Here is a 14,660-nt window from a genome sequence, read left to right as displayed (position 1 = left end):
AGAGATGGACCGTCCGGCAATGCGGCCGGACGTGGAACGGAGGAATTCACATGCGCAGATTTCGTGCGATCGCCGCGGGGCTGTGTTCCGTGGCGCTGCTCGTGTCCGCCTGTGGCGGCGGGGCCGGGGCGAACGATCCCAAGGGGCCGTTGAAGATCGGCGTGCTCACCTCGCTCAGCGGCAGTTCGGTCGCGCACTGGGCGCAGACCGAGAGCGGGGTGAAGGCGCGGTTCGCGGCGTACAAGGCTGCGGGCGGGAAATGCGCCACTCGGCAGTTCGACGTCGTCATGGGTGACGATCAGTCCACGCCACAGGGCGCGCTGACCGCGACGCAGCGACTTGTGCAGCAGGAGAAGGTATTCGCGGTCCTGCCCGCGAGCACCTACTTCTTCGGTGCGGGTCAGTACGCGGGAACGCAGGCCCGCACCACACCGTTCCTGGGCGGTGCGTTCGACGGCGGCTCGCAGTGGGCGAACCCCAAGTTCGAGAATCTGTTCCCGGCCATGTCGAACGACGATTGGGACGGTGCCGCAACAACTCTGGGTGACTACTGGAAGAAGCTCGGCGGCACCAAGGTCGCGGTCGTCGGCTACAACGTGCCCAGCGCCTCCAAGGCCGCCGAGGGCGCGGCGGTCTCGGCCGAACATGCCGGTCTGGCTCGCGGCTACGTCAACGAACGCCTGCAACCGGGCACCACCGACGTGGGCGCGACGGTCCTGGGCATCAAGGATTCCGGCGCGGACGTGCTGTACGCGCCGATCAACCCCGACACCGCCTTCGCCCTGGTGACCGGCCTGCGACAGGCCGGTGTACAGCTCGAGTCCATCCTCCTGGCGACGGGTTACGGTTCCGAACTGCTCGACTCCCCGCCCTCCATCGGGCCCGCCCAGGGCGTCGGCTTCATGACTTCTTACGCCCCCGTCGAACTCGGCACCGACGCCACCAAGGCATGGTCCGCAGCCCTGCAGAAGTACGCCGGCGCCCCCAACGGAATCCCGTCCTTCTCCCAGGCGGTCGGCTGGCTCAGCGCCGACCTCCTCCTGCACGGCCTGGAAAAAGCAGGCTGCACCGCCACCCAACAGCAGTTCATCAGCGCCCTGCGCCCCGACAAGACCTGGACCGCAGGCGGATTGTTCACCCAGCCAACAGATTTCGAACACCCCAACGCCTACTCGGTAGGCGGCCCCGGCGACTGCACCTACATCACCATCCTCCGCGGCACCACCTTCGTCCCCGACCCGAACGCCTCCCCGGCCTGCGGCACACAGATCCCAGGAGTGAAGATCACCGCCAAGTAGGTGACCTCTGCCGCACCCGTGGCCCGGCCCGGTCGATATCGATTCGGGACGGGCCCGGTGTTGCCCGAAGTTGTTCCGGTGGAGGCGATCCGGGCCTGCACCGCCCGGTCTGACGGCACGACCGCTGGTCCGTCCCGAGCCTCTTCGGATACCGCTCGGTTTTCGTGCAATGCTCGAGGAATGCGTTGATTCACTTCATCGTTCCCGTGCGCCCGCGGATGCGCGCGATACGAGCCGTGGTGGTCGCCGAGTCCGCCATACCCTTCGAGACTCGACGGATCAATGTGTCGGTGACGATGTCGCCCAACGGGGCATCCCGCTGTTTGCGCCAACGCTTCGTCATCCACATCGACTTCTTCGCCCGAAGCCTGAGCTCGGCGCGTTCGGCGGCTTCCGGTGACACCGCGCCGGTAGCGGCGGTCAAGGTCTGGCGTTCGCGGTGGCGGTCGGATCGGTTGGGTATCCGCTTGTTCCGCCGGTTACCGCTCGCTCACCGGCGCGACCGACCACCGACACCACTACTGCGGCAGTCGAGAAAATTGTCGAGTTGAGGTGGAGTTCGGCTCTGGTGCGGGTCGGTAGGGTGGCCGGGTGAGGTACTTCAACACGGCGGGACCGTGTGATCCGGACCTGCACTACATGCTTCCCGCGCAGGAGCGGCTGCCGGGCTCCCGGATGTACATCGAGCACGGGTCCTATTTCGTTGTGCACGCCCCGCGACAGAGCGGCAAGACTACCGTGCTGCTCGGGCTCGCCAGGGAACTCACTGCCGAGGGGCGGTTTCTCGCGCTGCCGATCTCGTGCGAGACGGCCGAGCCGTTCGGTGACGATTTCGTCGGCGTCGAGGAAGTGCTGTTGAGTGAGCTTCGATTCACCGCCGAACTACTGGAGTTACCGTCGGAACTGCTGCCGCCGCAGCCGTGGCCGGATGCCGCGCCGGGTACCCGGCTCAAGGCCGGGCTCGCGGCGTGGGCCAAACAATGCCCTCGACCGCTGGTGGTCCTGTTCGATGAAATAGATGCGTTGCAGGGCGAGGGTCTGCGCAGCGTACTTCGGCAATTGCGAGCGGGATTCACTCAGAATCGGCAGATGTTCGCCCATTCGGTGGTGCTCTGTGGGTTGCGGGATGTGCGGGATTACAAGGCCGCTTCGGGTGGTGATCCGACTCGGTTGGGCACATCGAGCCCGTTCAATGTGAAGGTCAAGTCGATCCGGATCGGGGATTTCGCCAAGGCCGATGTCGCCGAATTGTATCGGCAGCATACCGCCGAAACCGGGCAGGAATTCGATGACAAGGCGATCGATCTCGCGTTCTACTACACGCAAGGCCAGCCGTGGCTGGTCAACGCGCTGGCGTGGGAGATCGTCGGATTCGACGGGATGGGCGTCCGCGAGAAGATCACGATCGATCATGTCGAGGAGGCCAAGGGGCGGCTGATCCGTGCGCGCGCAACACATCTGGATTCGTTGATCGACAAGCTGAATCAACCGCGGGTGCAGCGGGTGATCGAACCCATCATTGCCGGAGCCGAACCGAGCGGGGATATCACTCTCGACGACGACCTCGGATATGTCCGCGATCTGGGCCTGATCGCGCAGGGGAACGAGTTGCGGTTCGCGAATCCGATCTACCAAGAGGTGATCGTGCGGGTGCTCGGTGGGCGGACCGAGACCGTGATCACCGCGACGCCCGCGAGCTTCCGATTTTCCGACGGGCGTATCGATTTTCCTCGGTTGCTGCGAGAATTCGCCGCATTCTGGGTTCAGCACGGGGATGTTCTGGCGGCTCGCGACAATTATCACGAGGCCGCCGCGCAGTTGGTTCTGATGGCATACCTGCATCGGATCGTGAACGGCGCCGGGTATATCGATCGCGAGGTGGGCGTGGGACGTGGGCGTATCGATCTGTTGGTGCGTCAGCCGTTTCGGGATGCCGACGGAGAAAGGCACGAGCAGCGTGAGGCGCTCGAGTTGAAAGTGCGGACCGGGAACCGCGCGGATCCGCTGCCGGACGGGTTGGTGCAGCTGGACGGGTATCTGGATCGGCTGGGGATGGATACCGGGACGTTGGTGGTGTTCGATCGTCGTCCGGTTGCGAAGCCGATTGCCGAGCGGACCGAATTCTCTTCGGCGCGAACGCCATCCGGTCGTCAGGTCACAGTGTTGCGGGCATGAGGTTCCGGCGGCGGGGTGGTCGGTGTCGTGCGAGTGGGAGCCGATGCGCCGGCCTCATGACGACGGTGCCGGTCCATGTCGTATGTCGTCGACCGGAGCCCACGTCGGGGTGAAGTCGCCGTGCCCGAAGCGTTCGAGATCACGGCTGACAATGTCGCGGATATATTGCAGCGCAGCGTTTTCCGTGGCTTCGAGCCGGCGTCGACCCGGCCGCCTACTGCCTCCACGCCCTGTCCGCCGCCGAACTCCCCGCTAGCATAAATATGACATGCATCACTTCATGTCAGATTCGGGTGGTGCGGCGTGTCCCGAGGGCATGACTGATTTCAATGCCATTACCAAGGTCGTCGTGATCGGGGGCGGTTACGCCGGTGCGGTGGCGGCCAATCGGCTGCGGCGGCGGCGCGATGTCGAGGTCACACTGGTCAATCCGCGGGCGGAGTTCGTCGAGCGGATGCGGTTGCACCAGTTCGTGGCCGGTACTCACGATGTCGGCGTCGGTTACGACACGTTGCTCGGGGCGGGGGTGCGGCTGGTCGTGGATCGTGCCGTTCGCATTGATACCGCTGCTCGCAGGGTGGAGTTGGGGTCGGGGCGCGCGCTCGGGTACGACTATGTGGTCTATGCGGTGGGCAGTACCGCCGCGGTGCCCGCGTCGGTGCCCGGAGCGGTCGAGTTCGCTTATCCGATAGCCGAATACGAGCACGCCCAGCGGTTGCGGGCCGCGCTCGCGGAGGTGCCCGCGGACGCGCCGATCGTGGTGGTAGGCGGCGGGCTGACCGGAATCGAGACCGCCTCCGAACTCGTCGAGCAGGGACGCGCGGTCACGCTGGTCGCAGGCGGTAGGTTGGCGGCGAATTTCTCGGATCCGGCCCGGCGGTCGGTGGCGAAGTGGCTGGCCGGGAACGGGGTCGATGTGCGCGAGGACGCGCGAGTGCGTGAGGTGCGGCGCGACGGGGTGGTGTTGGCCGACGGCGAGGTGCTGCCGGGTGCGATCACGATCTGGACGGCCGGATTCGGGGTGCCCGAACTGGCGGCGCGCAGCGGTCTCCGCACCGATGAAATGGGCCGATTGCTGACCGATGAGACGCTGACCAGCATCGATGATGATCGCGTCGTCGCCGCCGGGGACGCGGTCGCCCCCTCGGGCCGCCCGCTGCGGATGAGCTGCTACGCCGCCCAGCCCCTGGGCGCTCGCGCCGCCGACAACGTGCTCGCCCGTATCGCGGGAACGGAACCCGAAGTGCTGGACGTGGCCTTCACCGCGTGCACCGTGGGTTTGGGCGGCCGCGCGGGTGCGATGCAGTTCAGCCGTCGTGACGACACCCCCGTACGGATGTACATCGGCGGGCGCGTGGCCGGGTTGATCAAGGAGCGGGTGGGTCTCGCGGGCCCGATCGGGACCATCCGCAAGGAGGCCCGCAAACCCGGCTCGCTCCCCTCGTTCCTGGGGTTGGGCAGGCGCAGGGAATTGCGCGGGGCCGAGCCGGAGGGGATCGTGCAGTCGTGACCCCCATCGACGAGCACACCGAGCGTTTCGTGCACCTGCGACCGCTGCTGTTCACCATCGCCTACGAGATTCTGGGCTCGGCGAGCGAAGCCGACGATGTGTTGCAGGACAGCTATCTGCGGTGGCGGCGAGTGGATCCGGCCGTCGTCCGGAACACCAAATCCTATCTGGCCCAACTGGTTACCCGACAGGCGTTGAACGCGTTGCGGGCCGGTGCCAGCCGCCGCGAGGACTATGTCGGGCCGTGGTTGCCCGAGCCGCTGTTGCTCGCCGACGGCGACGCCTCCAGCGATGTGGTGCTCACCGAATCGGTCTCGATGGGGATGCTGGTGGTGCTGGAGACGCTCACCCCCATCGAGCGCGCGGTCTTCGTGCTGCGTGAGGTCTTCGGTTTCGATTACGACGAGATCGCCTCCGCGACAGGCAGATCCGTCGCCACCGTGCATCAGACGGCCCGCCGGGCCCGCAGCCACGTGCAAGCCCGGCGTAAACGCTACGGCCCCGTCGACACGGCCCGAACCGCCGCGGTCACCGAACGCTTCATCGCCGCCGCGACCACCGGGGACATGGAAGGTTTGCTGTCGATGCTCGCGCCGGACATCACCTGGACCACCGACAGTGGCGGCAAGGTGACCGCGCTGCCGGACCTGGTCATGGTCGGCGCCGAACGGGTGGGCACGATATTCATGGCGCTCTTCCGATACGCGCAGCGGCGACCTCAGGTGCGCATCGAGACAGTGAACTGCAACAGCCAACCAGCGCTCGCGTGCTATATCGAGGACACGCTGGAGGCCCTCCTCGTGTTCGAGATCGCCGACGACAAGATCGTCAACGGCTACGGCATCCGCAACCCCGACAAACTGGCCGCCCTCGGAATCCCCCGCGCAATCAGTCGCACCGAAATACCGACGGCGTAGTTCCGCCGGTACTCGGTGTCGCACTTCGGTTCTGGGTGATTCTCCGGCTTCGATAACCACGGCGGGCCGGGCCGCCACGGATTGCATTATTGCGCAGGCAATTCCGGGCGAGGCTTGCCGGGATCGACTGTGCGGGCGAGGATTCCGAGTGTCGCGCGCAGGGCGCTCTCGGGGATGATGGGGAAGCCCGCTTGATCCTTGATCTCCTGGGGGACTGCGGACCAGTCGTAGTAGGAGGTCACGAGCGTGCCCGCCGCGATCGGTTCCAGTTCGTAGCCGTAGATGTGTTCCCACTGCCTGCGGTCGTTGACGGTCCACGCGATCTCACGGTCGCGTTCGAACCTGACGATCTCGACGGTGACGTCGTAGAGGCCCAGCGGGTAGTCGTTGAGGGCTTCGCGGTCGACGTCGGCGGGCGGCCTACCAGCTGTTCCAGTGGGTGAGTTGTTCGGCCGGGAGGCGTTTCGCCGGCCGGAAGTCGGTGCCCTGGGTGTAGGCGATCGGGAACAGGCCGCCCTGGCTGTACTGGTCGAACGGGATGCCGAGCACGTCGGCGGCCTGCTTTTCGCCGTCGCCGACGAGATGCAGTGTCGTCCAGGCCGAGCCCAGGCCGCGTGAGCGCAACGCCAGCATGAAACTCCACACCGCGGGCAGCAGTGAACCCCAGAAACCCGCGCTCGACACGCCCGGGGTGGTGTCCGCGCGGCCCGCGAGGCAGGGGATGAGCATGACGGGGACCTCGTGCAGGTGGTCGTTGAGGTACTTGGCCGAGTCGTACACACGGGGCTGGCTCACATCGCGCTCGTCGCCGAACGCCGGTTTCGGCGTGTTCAGGTACGGGGTCGCGTAGGTCCGGTAGATGTCGGCCAACGCCTGCTTCCGCTCCGCGTCGTCGACGAAAACCCATTGCCACCCTTGGGAATTCGAACCGGTCGGAGCCTGCAATGCCAGTTCGAGGCACTCCGTCAGCACCTCGCGCGGCACCGGACGTTCGAGGTCCAGCCGCTTGCGCACCGAGCGCGTGGTGGACAGGACGTCGTCGACGGAAAGGTTCAACGCATTCCCTACGGTCATTCTGTTCCTCTCTCGGGCCGCGCCACCACCGGGCGGGCTTCCAGGATCCGGGTACACCTGCGCAACACCGAACCGCTGCACAATATTTCAGCTGGTCTCGGACGCGAACAGCGCATCTTGATTCTAAATATTATTAGAACTTCTATTTCTTATGTTACGGTGAGTTGTGGGTGGTCGATCGCGACCGGTCATCCACCGCCGAATCACCACGGCGCGCTGCGGTGTCGCGTAATCCGCTGTCCAGTAAGGAGATTCGCAGATGAAGGCGCTCATCGTCGGTGCGAGTGGATACAACGGCGGCAACGTTGCCCGCCGACTGGTCGCCGAGGGCCACCGTGTGCGCGGCCTGGTTCGCGACCCGAAGCGGGCGGCTCCGGAACTGCACGAGGTGGTCGCCGGTGACGTCGTCGCAGGTACCGGCCTCGACGAAGCCCTGAGCGAGATCGATGTCGCGTTCTATTTCGTGCACGCCCTGGACGCGACCGACAACCGCACCGACCGGCACGACGCCACCGCCGCGCACCGGTTCGTCGAGGCGGCCCGCCGGACCGGTCTCCCACGCGGGGTCTTCTTCACCACCCTGGCCCCGCCCGAAGGGGTGAAACCGCCACGCTACCAACGCAATCGGCTCCAGGTGGAGCAGATCCTGCGCGACGGTATCCCGGGGATGACGATGGTGCGGGCGGGCATCGTCGCCGGTGACGGCTCCCGTGGAATTCTGCCGTATCTGTCTCTGGTGCAACGATTCCCGATCATCCCGCTCGGACCGTGGCGCAAGAATCGAGTCTCCATCACCGACCCCGACACCGTGACCGAGGCGATCATCGCCGCGGGCATCCGCGAGGACCTCGCCGGCCGCATCCTCGACGTCCCCGCCAGCGGCGAACTCACCCACGAACAGCTCGTCCACGCGATCGCCACCCGCCTCGGCCGCCGCGGCACGGTCCTCCCGACCCCACTGTCCACCGCCCGCCTCGACGCCGCCTTCATCGCCGCCGCCACCGGCCAGAACTACGCTTTCAGCCGATACCTGACCAGCATCAACGAATACGACTACACCGTCGATCCCGCCCGCGCCACCGCCTTCGCCGACCTCACTCCGCACCCTCTGAACCAGGTCCTGGACACCGCTGTAGCCGACCACACTATCCACCGAAACCGTTCCACCACAACAATTCCCACACCTCCAACCTTCACCCCACTACCGGCAACCGAACACCCGTAACCACTCACGCCCGCAGCGATGTGACCAGACGACCGGATGAGACCGCGCACATGGCACATTCGGTGGTCTCGGCACGGCCGCCGATTCCGCAGGCTCGGATGCGGCGTGAATGATCTTGTCGTAATGGGTATTTCGTGCAGTGATCGTGATGTGCCGTTCGCGCGGACCACCGGATCGGCGTCACCACTGAATGTGGACCAGAGCCCAAATTACGGTGTGACTCCGAATCATGCAGTGGCACTTGGACTCTGATGTGATATCGGTCGAGTTGGCCGATGCTGACGCGGTGGCCCGACCCAGGAAACCGAAGATGACGGCGGTGGATGCCGAGTCGGTGAGCCAGTTGGCGCCCAGGCCCGATCGGACGCTGTTTCTCGGCCGGACCGATGAATTTCGGGCGGAGGGGGAGTCGGTACGGCTGAATACACCGGTGGTCGGTGGGCCTGTGCTGGGGACGGCGCGGGAGGACATGTCGGGAGGTTGTGATGGGTGCTGGTGAGCTCGGAGGGGAGCGGGGGATCAGGGTTCTGGTGGTGGGGGCGAGTGTGGCGGGGCCTGCGGTGGCGCACTGGTTGGGGCGGTGGGGGGCCGCGGTGACCGTGGTGGAGCGGGCGCCGGAGTTGCGGCCGGGTGGGCAGGCGGTGGATGCGCGCGGGGTGGCGAAGGATGTGATCGGGCGGATGGGGCTGGATGCGGTGGTGCGGGCGGCGTGTACCGATACCGCGGGGGCGTACACCGTGGATGCGGAGGGGAAGGTGTTGGAGACCTTTGCCGCCGAGGACGACGGTGGGGACGGGTTCATCGCGGAGATCGAGATTCTGCGGGGGGATCTGTCGCAGGTGCTCTACGACGCGACTCGGGATGGGATCGAGTACATCTTCGGTGATTGGATCGCCGAGCTCACCCAGGACGCGGACGGTGTGGACGTGACCTTCGCGAGTGGTGACAGGCGGCGCTTCGAGTTGGTGATCGGGGCGGACGGGCTGCATTCGTCGTTGCGCGCCATGGTTTTCGGGCCGCACGAGCAGTTCCTCCACCACCTCGGACACGTGCTGGCCTTCTACAGTGTGCCCAACGAATTCGGGCTGGATCGCTGGCTGCTCGAGTACCAGGAGCCGGGGCGGTCGGCGCTGCTGCGGCCGATTCAGGACGCCACCCGGGCGATGGCCATGTTCTATTTCGCGGCAGCCGATTTCGATGTCGACCACCGGGACATCGGGGCTCAGAAGCGTCTGCTGCGCGAGCGCGTCGCGGGGCTGGGCTGGTTGGCCCCGGACATCCTCGCGCATCTGGACCACACCCCGGACTTCTACCTGGACCAGGTCGCCCAGGTGGTGATGGACCGCTGGTCCGACGGCCGGGTGGTGCTGCTCGGTGACGCGGCGTTCAGCTCGTCGCCGATGTCCGGGCAGGGCACCGGGCTGGCCCTGGTCGGGGCCTACGTGCTGGCCGGGGAACTGGCCGCGGCCGGATGGGATCCGGACGCCGGGTTCGCCCGCTACGAGGCGCGCATGCGCTCGATGGTCGAGGCCAACCAGGAGATCGGCCGGTTGAACGCCCGCACCCGCGAGATCCCCGGACCGGACGCCGAGCCCGCGCCCGATTTCACCGGCGACTGGTTCGGCGAGCTGCTCGTGCGCGCGATCAACGGCGTCGAACTGCCCGACTACACGGGGGTGCCGGAGTCCGGAGCGCCGGTCACTCGGTAGCGAAACCGTAAGTACTACAACGTGATTCCTTCTCCGAGCGACGCGGAACCGGTCTTCGACTTCGTCGCGCCGTCCCACGCCTTGGTCACGGTGAGCGCCACGCCGCTGCTGGTGTTCATCACCTGCTCGAACTGGAATACGTTGCAGTCCCGGCCGTCCGCGCCGTAGACCCGCAGATACAGCACGCTGTTGTCGTTGGCGCCGTTCGGCTGCCGAACGTGTGGGAATGCCGCTGTCGCACTGAAATACGCCATCGAGCTGCCCGACTACACCGAGGCCGGACTCCGGAGCAGGATCGCCGGTCACTCCGTCGAACCGCAGGACGACTACTCTGCGCTGTGGCTTTGGAGATGTTGGTGAGGATCGGGCCGACGGGGATGGCTACGATGATCCGAGATGCCGCAGTGGGTAGAGGTGGAGTCGAGATGTCGATGCCGGCTTGGGTGACCGATCCTGAAATGCTCATCATCACCGAGGAGCAGTACGGGGCACTGCCCGAGGAAGTGCAGCGGCAGATCGAGGTGGTCAGTGGCCAGGTGATGTTCTGCCGCAGTGGAAGTCGACAGCACAATCATGTCGCCCGCCGCCTCGCGAATCGTCTCGAGGACGTCCGGCAGGGGCGTTCGGGGACCGAAGTGCTGACCGACTTCGAGATGCATTACGTCGACAGCCGTCCCAACAGCCCGGGGTTCTCGTTTCGCCGTCCCGATGTCATCCTGCATCGCTGCTTCGACCAGGACCGCAAGCTGACGACTTCGGATGTCCTGCTCGTGGTGGAGGTGGTGTCGCCGGGGTCGGAGTACACCGACACGGTCGACAAGCACGCGGAGTATGCGCGCGAAGGTATCCAGACCTACCTGATAGTGCACCTGGATGCCCAACGGCGTATCAAGATCATCCAGGAGTACCGGCTGGACTGGGCCAGCCGCACCTATCGCCAGGCGGACACCCATCAGGAACAGCTGATCCTCACCGATCCCTTTCCGGTCGACATCGCCTTCGCCGATCTCGACATGTGACCCGAAAGCGGCTGTGCCCCGTTTGAATTCGGGTGGAGATCGGATCTGCGGAACCGGCAGCCGCACGACCGGGACAGTGCCGGTGCCCCGGACTCGGAACAGGCCGTGTCCGGGGCAACCGGATTAGTACAACCCGCCGTCCACGCGGATCAGCGATCCGGTCGTATAACTGGACGCCGGACTCGCCAGATACAGTGCGGTGCTGACGATTTCGGAGGGATCACCCGGACGTCCCAGTGCGCTGCGGGTGGTTTTCAGCTTCGACGGGTCCCATGCCTTGGAGATGTCGGTGAGGAAGGGGCCGGCGGAGATGGTGTTGACGCGGACCTTCGGCCCGTATTCCATGGCGAATACCGTGGTCAGGGCGTTGAGTGCGGCCTTGGCTCCGGCGTACGGGCCGAAACGGGGTTGGGGGAACAGGGCTCCGGAGGAGGAGATGTTGATGATCGAGCCGCCGTCGCCGTCGGCCATGCGGCGGCCGATCAGGGAGCCCAGCCGGAACGGGCCCTTGAAGTTGACGCCGAGGACCTTGTCGAACAGTTCCTCGGTGGTTTCCTCGGAAGACGGTGCGAGAGGGGACATTCCGGCGTTGTTGACCAGGATGTCGACCTTGCCGAACTCGCCGTAGGCGGCCTCGACGAGGCCGTCCATCTCCTCCCAGTGCGCCACGTGCGCGGCGATGGGCAGGGCGCGGCGGCCCAGCTGACGGATCTCCTCGGCCGCGACCTCGCAGGCGTCGAGTTTGCGGCTCGCGATCACCACATCCGCGCCCGCCTCGGCGAACGCCCGGACCATCTGCCAGCCCAGGCCCCGGCTGCCGCCGGTCACCAGTGCGACCTTGCCGGACAGGTCGAACATCTGCGCCGGAGTCCGGGGCGCCGATGGTTGCTCGTCGCTCACGACCGCACCTCGCTCGGTTCGGTCGTGCGCCGTGTCGATGGTTCGCTCACGCGTTCACCCCGCCTGCCAGGCTGTCGTCATTGATGATGTGAGCGTACCGCTTACGCGCCGCCTCGAGTTTGGGCGGAATGTGCTCACTGGGGAACAACCCGTCGGCGGGTTTGTACTTCTTCAACAGCTGTTTGGCGACGGTCGTGCGATGCACCTCGGTCGGGCCGTCGGCCAGGGCCAGATTCGGCGCGGCCATCCACCATTTCGCCAGTGGCAGTTCGTTGGTCGTGCCCAGCGAACCGTGCAGATGCACCGCGCGCTGGATGATGTCGTGCAGCACCTTGGCCGTGGCGACCTTGCACATCGCGATCTGGGTGCGCGCCGCGCCGTGCGGCTGGGTGTCGATGATCCAGGCCGCGTTCAGCACCAGCAACCGGAACTGCTGCAACTCGATCCACGAATCCGCGATGAACTGCTGCACCGCCTGCTTCTCGGCCAGCACGGTGCCCTGGGTGTGCCGGGACAGCGCGCGCTCGCACATCATGTCGAAGGCGCGGGTGCATTTGCCGACCGTGCGCATGGCGTGATGGATGCGCCCGCCGCCCAGGCGTGCCTGCGCGACCTTGAATCCGTCGCCCGGTCCGCCGAGCATCGCGTCCAGCGGCACCCGGACCTCGTGGTAGCGGATGTAGGCGTGGATGCCCTCCTCGAGTTCGTCGCGCTCGTCCATGGCGCCGACGTTGCGCTTGATCTCGATACCGGGCGTCTCGGCCGGGACGATGAAGATCGACATCCGGCGATGCGGTGCGGCCTCGGCATCGGTGACGGCCATGACCAGCAGGAACGCGGCGTAGCGGGCGTTGGAGGAGAACCACTTCTCCCCGTCGATGACCCATTCGTCGCCGTCCTGCCGAGCGCGGCAGACGAATTCCTTCGGGTCCGCGCCGCCCTGGGGTTCGGTCATCGAGAACGTCGAGACGATCTCGCCGTCCAGCAGCGGTTGCAGGAACAGTGCTTGCTGCTCCGTGGTGCCGAACATGGCGAGGATCTCGGCATTGCCGGTATCGGGTGCGGCGGTGCCGAAAACCGTTGGGGCCCAGTAGGAACGGCCCAGGATCTCGTTGAGGTAGGCCAGTTTCACCTGACCGTATCCCGGTCCGCCCAGCTCCGGGCCGAGGTGGCAGGCCCACAGGCCCTGCTCTCTCACCTTGTCCTGCAACGGTTTCAGGATGGCGCGGGCCTTCTCGTTGCGGGTGTCGTACGGGTCGCCGCCGTGTGGGAACAGCAGGTCGAGGGGTTCGACCTCGGTCCGGACGAACTCGGTGGCCCAGTCCAGCTTGGCCTGGAACTCCGGTTCGATCGAATAATCCAGCATCGGTCCTCCGAGGGGTTATACAGTCCGGCCAATCGTTACCAAAAAGGATACTCTTTAACAAGTCCGGCTCTCGCCATCGGAACTTTGCCGCAGCAGTTTTCCTGGGACATCCCACTGGATGGGCGGAAAAATCACGCGCAAGCCGGGACGGATGAATAATTGCGTGTCCTGTTCAGGATTCAGCGGATCGACCGGCGAAGGAGCTTCCCCGATGCAGAGACCGATGGAAGGCGTGCGCGTGCTCGAGGTCGCGCAGTTCACCTTCGTCCCGGCGGCGGGCGCGGTGCTCGCGGACTGGGGTGCGGACGTCATCAAGGTCGAACACGCCGAACGCGGTGACGGTCAGCGCGGTCTGAGCCGGGTACTCGGTTACGCGGCGACCAGCGAGGGATCGTCCTTCTTCCCGATCATGGAGGGCCCCAACCGGGGTAAGCGCAGCATCGGCATCGCCCTGGAGAAGCCTTCCGCGCGAAAGGTTTTCGAAGATCTGGTACGCAGCAGCGATGTGTTCCTGACCAACTTCCTGCCGGAGGCGCGCGCGAAGCTGCACATCGAACTCGAGGATATCCGCGCGATCAACCCCGACATCATCTACGTGCGGGGCAGCGGATTCGGCCAGCGCGGCGCGGAGGCCGACAAGGGCGGATACGACAGCACCGCGTTCTGGGCGCGCGGTGGCAGCGCCGCCGGGGTGACCCCGCCGGACGCCGATCGGATGATCCGGATGCCCGCGGGCGCGTACGGTGATTCGCTCGGCGGCCTGACGATCGCGGGTGGCATCTCCGCCGCGCTGTACAAGCGCGCGACGACCGGCGAAACCTCGGTGGTCGACGTCTCGCTGCTCGGTGTCGGCGCCTGGGCGACCCAGTTCACCGTCAACCTCGCCCTGATGAACGGCGGCCCGCTGCCACCCAACCCGCCGCGCCGCTACGGCTCGGCGACCAATCCGCTCATCGGCGCCTACGGCACCGCCGACGGACGCTGGATCGAGCTGTCCATGCTGCAACCGGGCCGCTACTGGCCGGAGTTCTGCGAGCTCGTCGGCCGTGCGGATCTGGTCACCGACGAGCGGTTCGACACCACCGAGAAGATCATGGCCAACGCGCCGGAGGCCGCGCAGATCGTCGCGCAGATCATCGGCGCGCGCCCCTATGCCGAGTGGATCGAGCTGCTGGGGCAGGGTGAGGGTCAGTGGGGGACCGTGCAGAACTCGTGGGAGGTCGGCCAGGACCCGTCGCTGCGGGCCAACGGGCTGATCGCCGAGGTCGTCGACGCCGACGGGGTCGCGCGCGAATTGGTCTGCAACCCGGTGCAATTCGATCAGACCCCGGTAACCCTGACCCGCGCGCCACAGTTCGCCGAACACACCGACGAGGTATTGCGCGAGACCGGTCTGAGCGACGAGGAACTCATCGCGCTCAAGATCGACGGCGCGATCACGTAGCGACCATCCACCACCGCAGAGGG

14 protein-coding genes are annotated in these 14,660 nt (G+C 66.2%); 8 read left to right on the top strand and 6 right to left on the bottom strand.

Annotation, left to right across the window (positions count from 1 at the left end; genetic code table 11):
* Positions 1 to 50: 50 nt before the first annotated feature.
* Complete coding sequence (locus NRB20_RS22780; protein ID WP_153412330.1) at positions 51 to 1,298, top strand: ABC transporter substrate-binding protein; 1,248 nt, start codon at positions 51 to 53, stop codon at positions 1,296 to 1,298.
* Between the two features lie 190 nt (positions 1,299 to 1,488).
* On the opposite strand, the gene NRB20_RS22775 is transcribed toward NRB20_RS22780, so the two are convergent.
* Positions 1,489 to 1,641: a hypothetical protein gene (locus NRB20_RS22775; RefSeq protein ID WP_153412328.1), complete on the bottom strand. Its 153-nt coding sequence runs from the start codon at positions 1,639 to 1,641 to the stop codon at positions 1,489 to 1,491.
* 248 nt (positions 1,642 to 1,889) lie between these two features.
* Here NRB20_RS22775 and NRB20_RS22770 point away from each other — a divergent pair, with 248 nt between their 5' ends.
* From NRB20_RS22770 to sigJ, 3 genes are all read left to right on the top strand, one after another.
* Positions 1,890 to 3,473: a P-loop NTPase family protein gene (locus NRB20_RS22770; RefSeq protein ID WP_319945279.1), complete on the top strand. Its 1,584-nt coding sequence runs from the start codon at positions 1,890 to 1,892 to the stop codon at positions 3,471 to 3,473.
* A 316-nt stretch (positions 3,474 to 3,789) separates the two neighbouring features.
* Positions 3,790 to 4,983, top strand: a complete 1,194-nt coding sequence (locus tag NRB20_RS22765; protein WP_153412326.1) for an NAD(P)/FAD-dependent oxidoreductase — start codon at positions 3,790 to 3,792, stop codon at positions 4,981 to 4,983.
* Positions 4,980 to 5,900, top strand: coding sequence for an RNA polymerase sigma factor SigJ (gene sigJ, locus NRB20_RS22760; protein WP_319945278.1), 921 nt, complete (start codon positions 4,980 to 4,982; stop codon positions 5,898 to 5,900). The genes NRB20_RS22765 and sigJ overlap by 4 nt, the downstream gene beginning before the upstream one ends.
* 86 nt (positions 5,901 to 5,986) lie before the next feature.
* Here the strand turns inward: sigJ and NRB20_RS22755 are convergent, their stop codons facing one another.
* Positions 5,987 to 6,142 (bottom strand): SRPBCC family protein, encoded by a 156-nt coding sequence (locus tag NRB20_RS22755; protein WP_153412324.1) that lies wholly within the window; start codon positions 6,140 to 6,142, stop codon positions 5,987 to 5,989.
* A 178-nt stretch (positions 6,143 to 6,320) separates the two neighbouring features.
* Entirely contained in the window at positions 6,321 to 6,974 is a 654-nt protein-coding gene (locus NRB20_RS22750; RefSeq protein ID WP_153412322.1) for a nitroreductase family protein, read from the bottom strand.
* Between the two features lie 259 nt (positions 6,975 to 7,233).
* Between NRB20_RS22750 and NRB20_RS22745 the strand changes: the two genes are divergently transcribed.
* Positions 7,234 to 8,199: an NAD(P)H-binding protein gene (locus NRB20_RS22745; RefSeq protein WP_153412320.1), complete on the top strand. Its 966-nt coding sequence runs from the start codon at positions 7,234 to 7,236 to the stop codon at positions 8,197 to 8,199.
* Between the two features lie 485 nt (positions 8,200 to 8,684).
* The gene (locus tag NRB20_RS22740) at positions 8,685 to 9,908 is read left to right on the top strand and encodes an FAD-dependent monooxygenase (RefSeq protein WP_153412318.1); all 1,224 of its coding nucleotides are present in this window, start codon (positions 8,685 to 8,687) and stop codon (positions 9,906 to 9,908) included.
* 14 nt (positions 9,909 to 9,922) lie between these two features.
* Here the strand turns inward: NRB20_RS22740 and NRB20_RS22735 are convergent, their stop codons facing one another.
* The gene (locus NRB20_RS22735) at positions 9,923 to 10,162 is read right to left on the bottom strand and encodes a hypothetical protein (protein WP_153412316.1); all 240 of its coding nucleotides are present in this window, start codon (positions 10,160 to 10,162) and stop codon (positions 9,923 to 9,925) included.
* Between the two features lie 171 nt (positions 10,163 to 10,333).
* Between NRB20_RS22735 and NRB20_RS22730 the strand changes: the two genes are divergently transcribed.
* Entirely contained in the window at positions 10,334 to 10,927 is a 594-nt protein-coding gene (locus tag NRB20_RS22730; RefSeq protein ID WP_153412314.1) for a Uma2 family endonuclease, read from the top strand.
* Positions 10,928 to 11,050: 123 nt separating this feature from the next.
* Here the strand turns inward: NRB20_RS22730 and NRB20_RS22725 are convergent, their stop codons facing one another.
* Entirely contained in the window at positions 11,051 to 11,785 is a 735-nt protein-coding gene (locus NRB20_RS22725) for an SDR family NAD(P)-dependent oxidoreductase (protein ID WP_153412686.1), read from the bottom strand.
* 88 nt (positions 11,786 to 11,873) lie between these two features.
* Positions 11,874 to 13,193, bottom strand: a complete 1,320-nt coding sequence (locus NRB20_RS22720; RefSeq protein WP_153412310.1) for an acyl-CoA dehydrogenase family protein — start codon at positions 13,191 to 13,193, stop codon at positions 11,874 to 11,876.
* Positions 13,194 to 13,404: 211 nt separating this feature from the next.
* On the opposite strand from NRB20_RS22720, the gene NRB20_RS22715 reads away from it, so the two are divergent.
* Positions 13,405 to 14,637 (top strand): CaiB/BaiF CoA transferase family protein, encoded by a 1,233-nt coding sequence (locus NRB20_RS22715; protein WP_194289969.1) that lies wholly within the window; start codon positions 13,405 to 13,407, stop codon positions 14,635 to 14,637.
* Positions 14,638 to 14,660: the final 23 nt, after the last annotated feature.

Origin of the sequence: Nocardia macrotermitis (assembly GCF_009604405.1) — a bacterium.
Lineage (GTDB): Bacteria > Actinomycetota > Actinomycetes > Mycobacteriales > Mycobacteriaceae > Nocardia > Nocardia macrotermitis.
Note: the sequence above shows the minus strand (reverse complement) of the source record. Positions and strands in the feature narration are given on the sequence as shown.

Coding starts and splice junctions, on each gene's coding strand:
- NRB20_RS22730 (WP_153412314.1), top strand. CDS start 10,334: ATGTCGATGCCGGCTTGGGTGACCGATCCTGAAATGCTCATCATCACC.
- NRB20_RS22780 (WP_153412330.1), top strand. CDS start 51: ATGCGCAGATTTCGTGCGATCGCCGCGGGGCTGTGTTCCGTGGCGCTG.
- NRB20_RS22745 (WP_153412320.1), top strand. CDS start 7,234: ATGAAGGCGCTCATCGTCGGTGCGAGTGGATACAACGGCGGCAACGTT.
- NRB20_RS22740 (WP_153412318.1), top strand. CDS start 8,685: ATGGGTGCTGGTGAGCTCGGAGGGGAGCGGGGGATCAGGGTTCTGGTG.
- NRB20_RS22720 (WP_153412310.1), bottom strand. CDS start 13,193: ATGCTGGATTATTCGATCGAACCGGAGTTCCAGGCCAAGCTGGACTGG.
- NRB20_RS22750 (WP_153412322.1), bottom strand. CDS start 6,974: ATGACCGTAGGGAATGCGTTGAACCTTTCCGTCGACGACGTCCTGTCC.
- NRB20_RS22765 (WP_153412326.1), top strand. CDS start 3,790: ATGACTGATTTCAATGCCATTACCAAGGTCGTCGTGATCGGGGGCGGT.
- NRB20_RS22735 (WP_153412316.1), bottom strand. CDS start 10,162: ATGGCGTATTTCAGTGCGACAGCGGCATTCCCACACGTTCGGCAGCCG.
- NRB20_RS22775 (WP_153412328.1), bottom strand. CDS start 1,641: ATGACGAAGCGTTGGCGCAAACAGCGGGATGCCCCGTTGGGCGACATC.
- NRB20_RS22715 (WP_194289969.1), top strand. CDS start 13,405: ATGCAGAGACCGATGGAAGGCGTGCGCGTGCTCGAGGTCGCGCAGTTC.
- NRB20_RS22725 (WP_153412686.1), bottom strand. CDS start 11,785: ATGTTCGACCTGTCCGGCAAGGTCGCACTGGTGACCGGCGGCAGCCGG.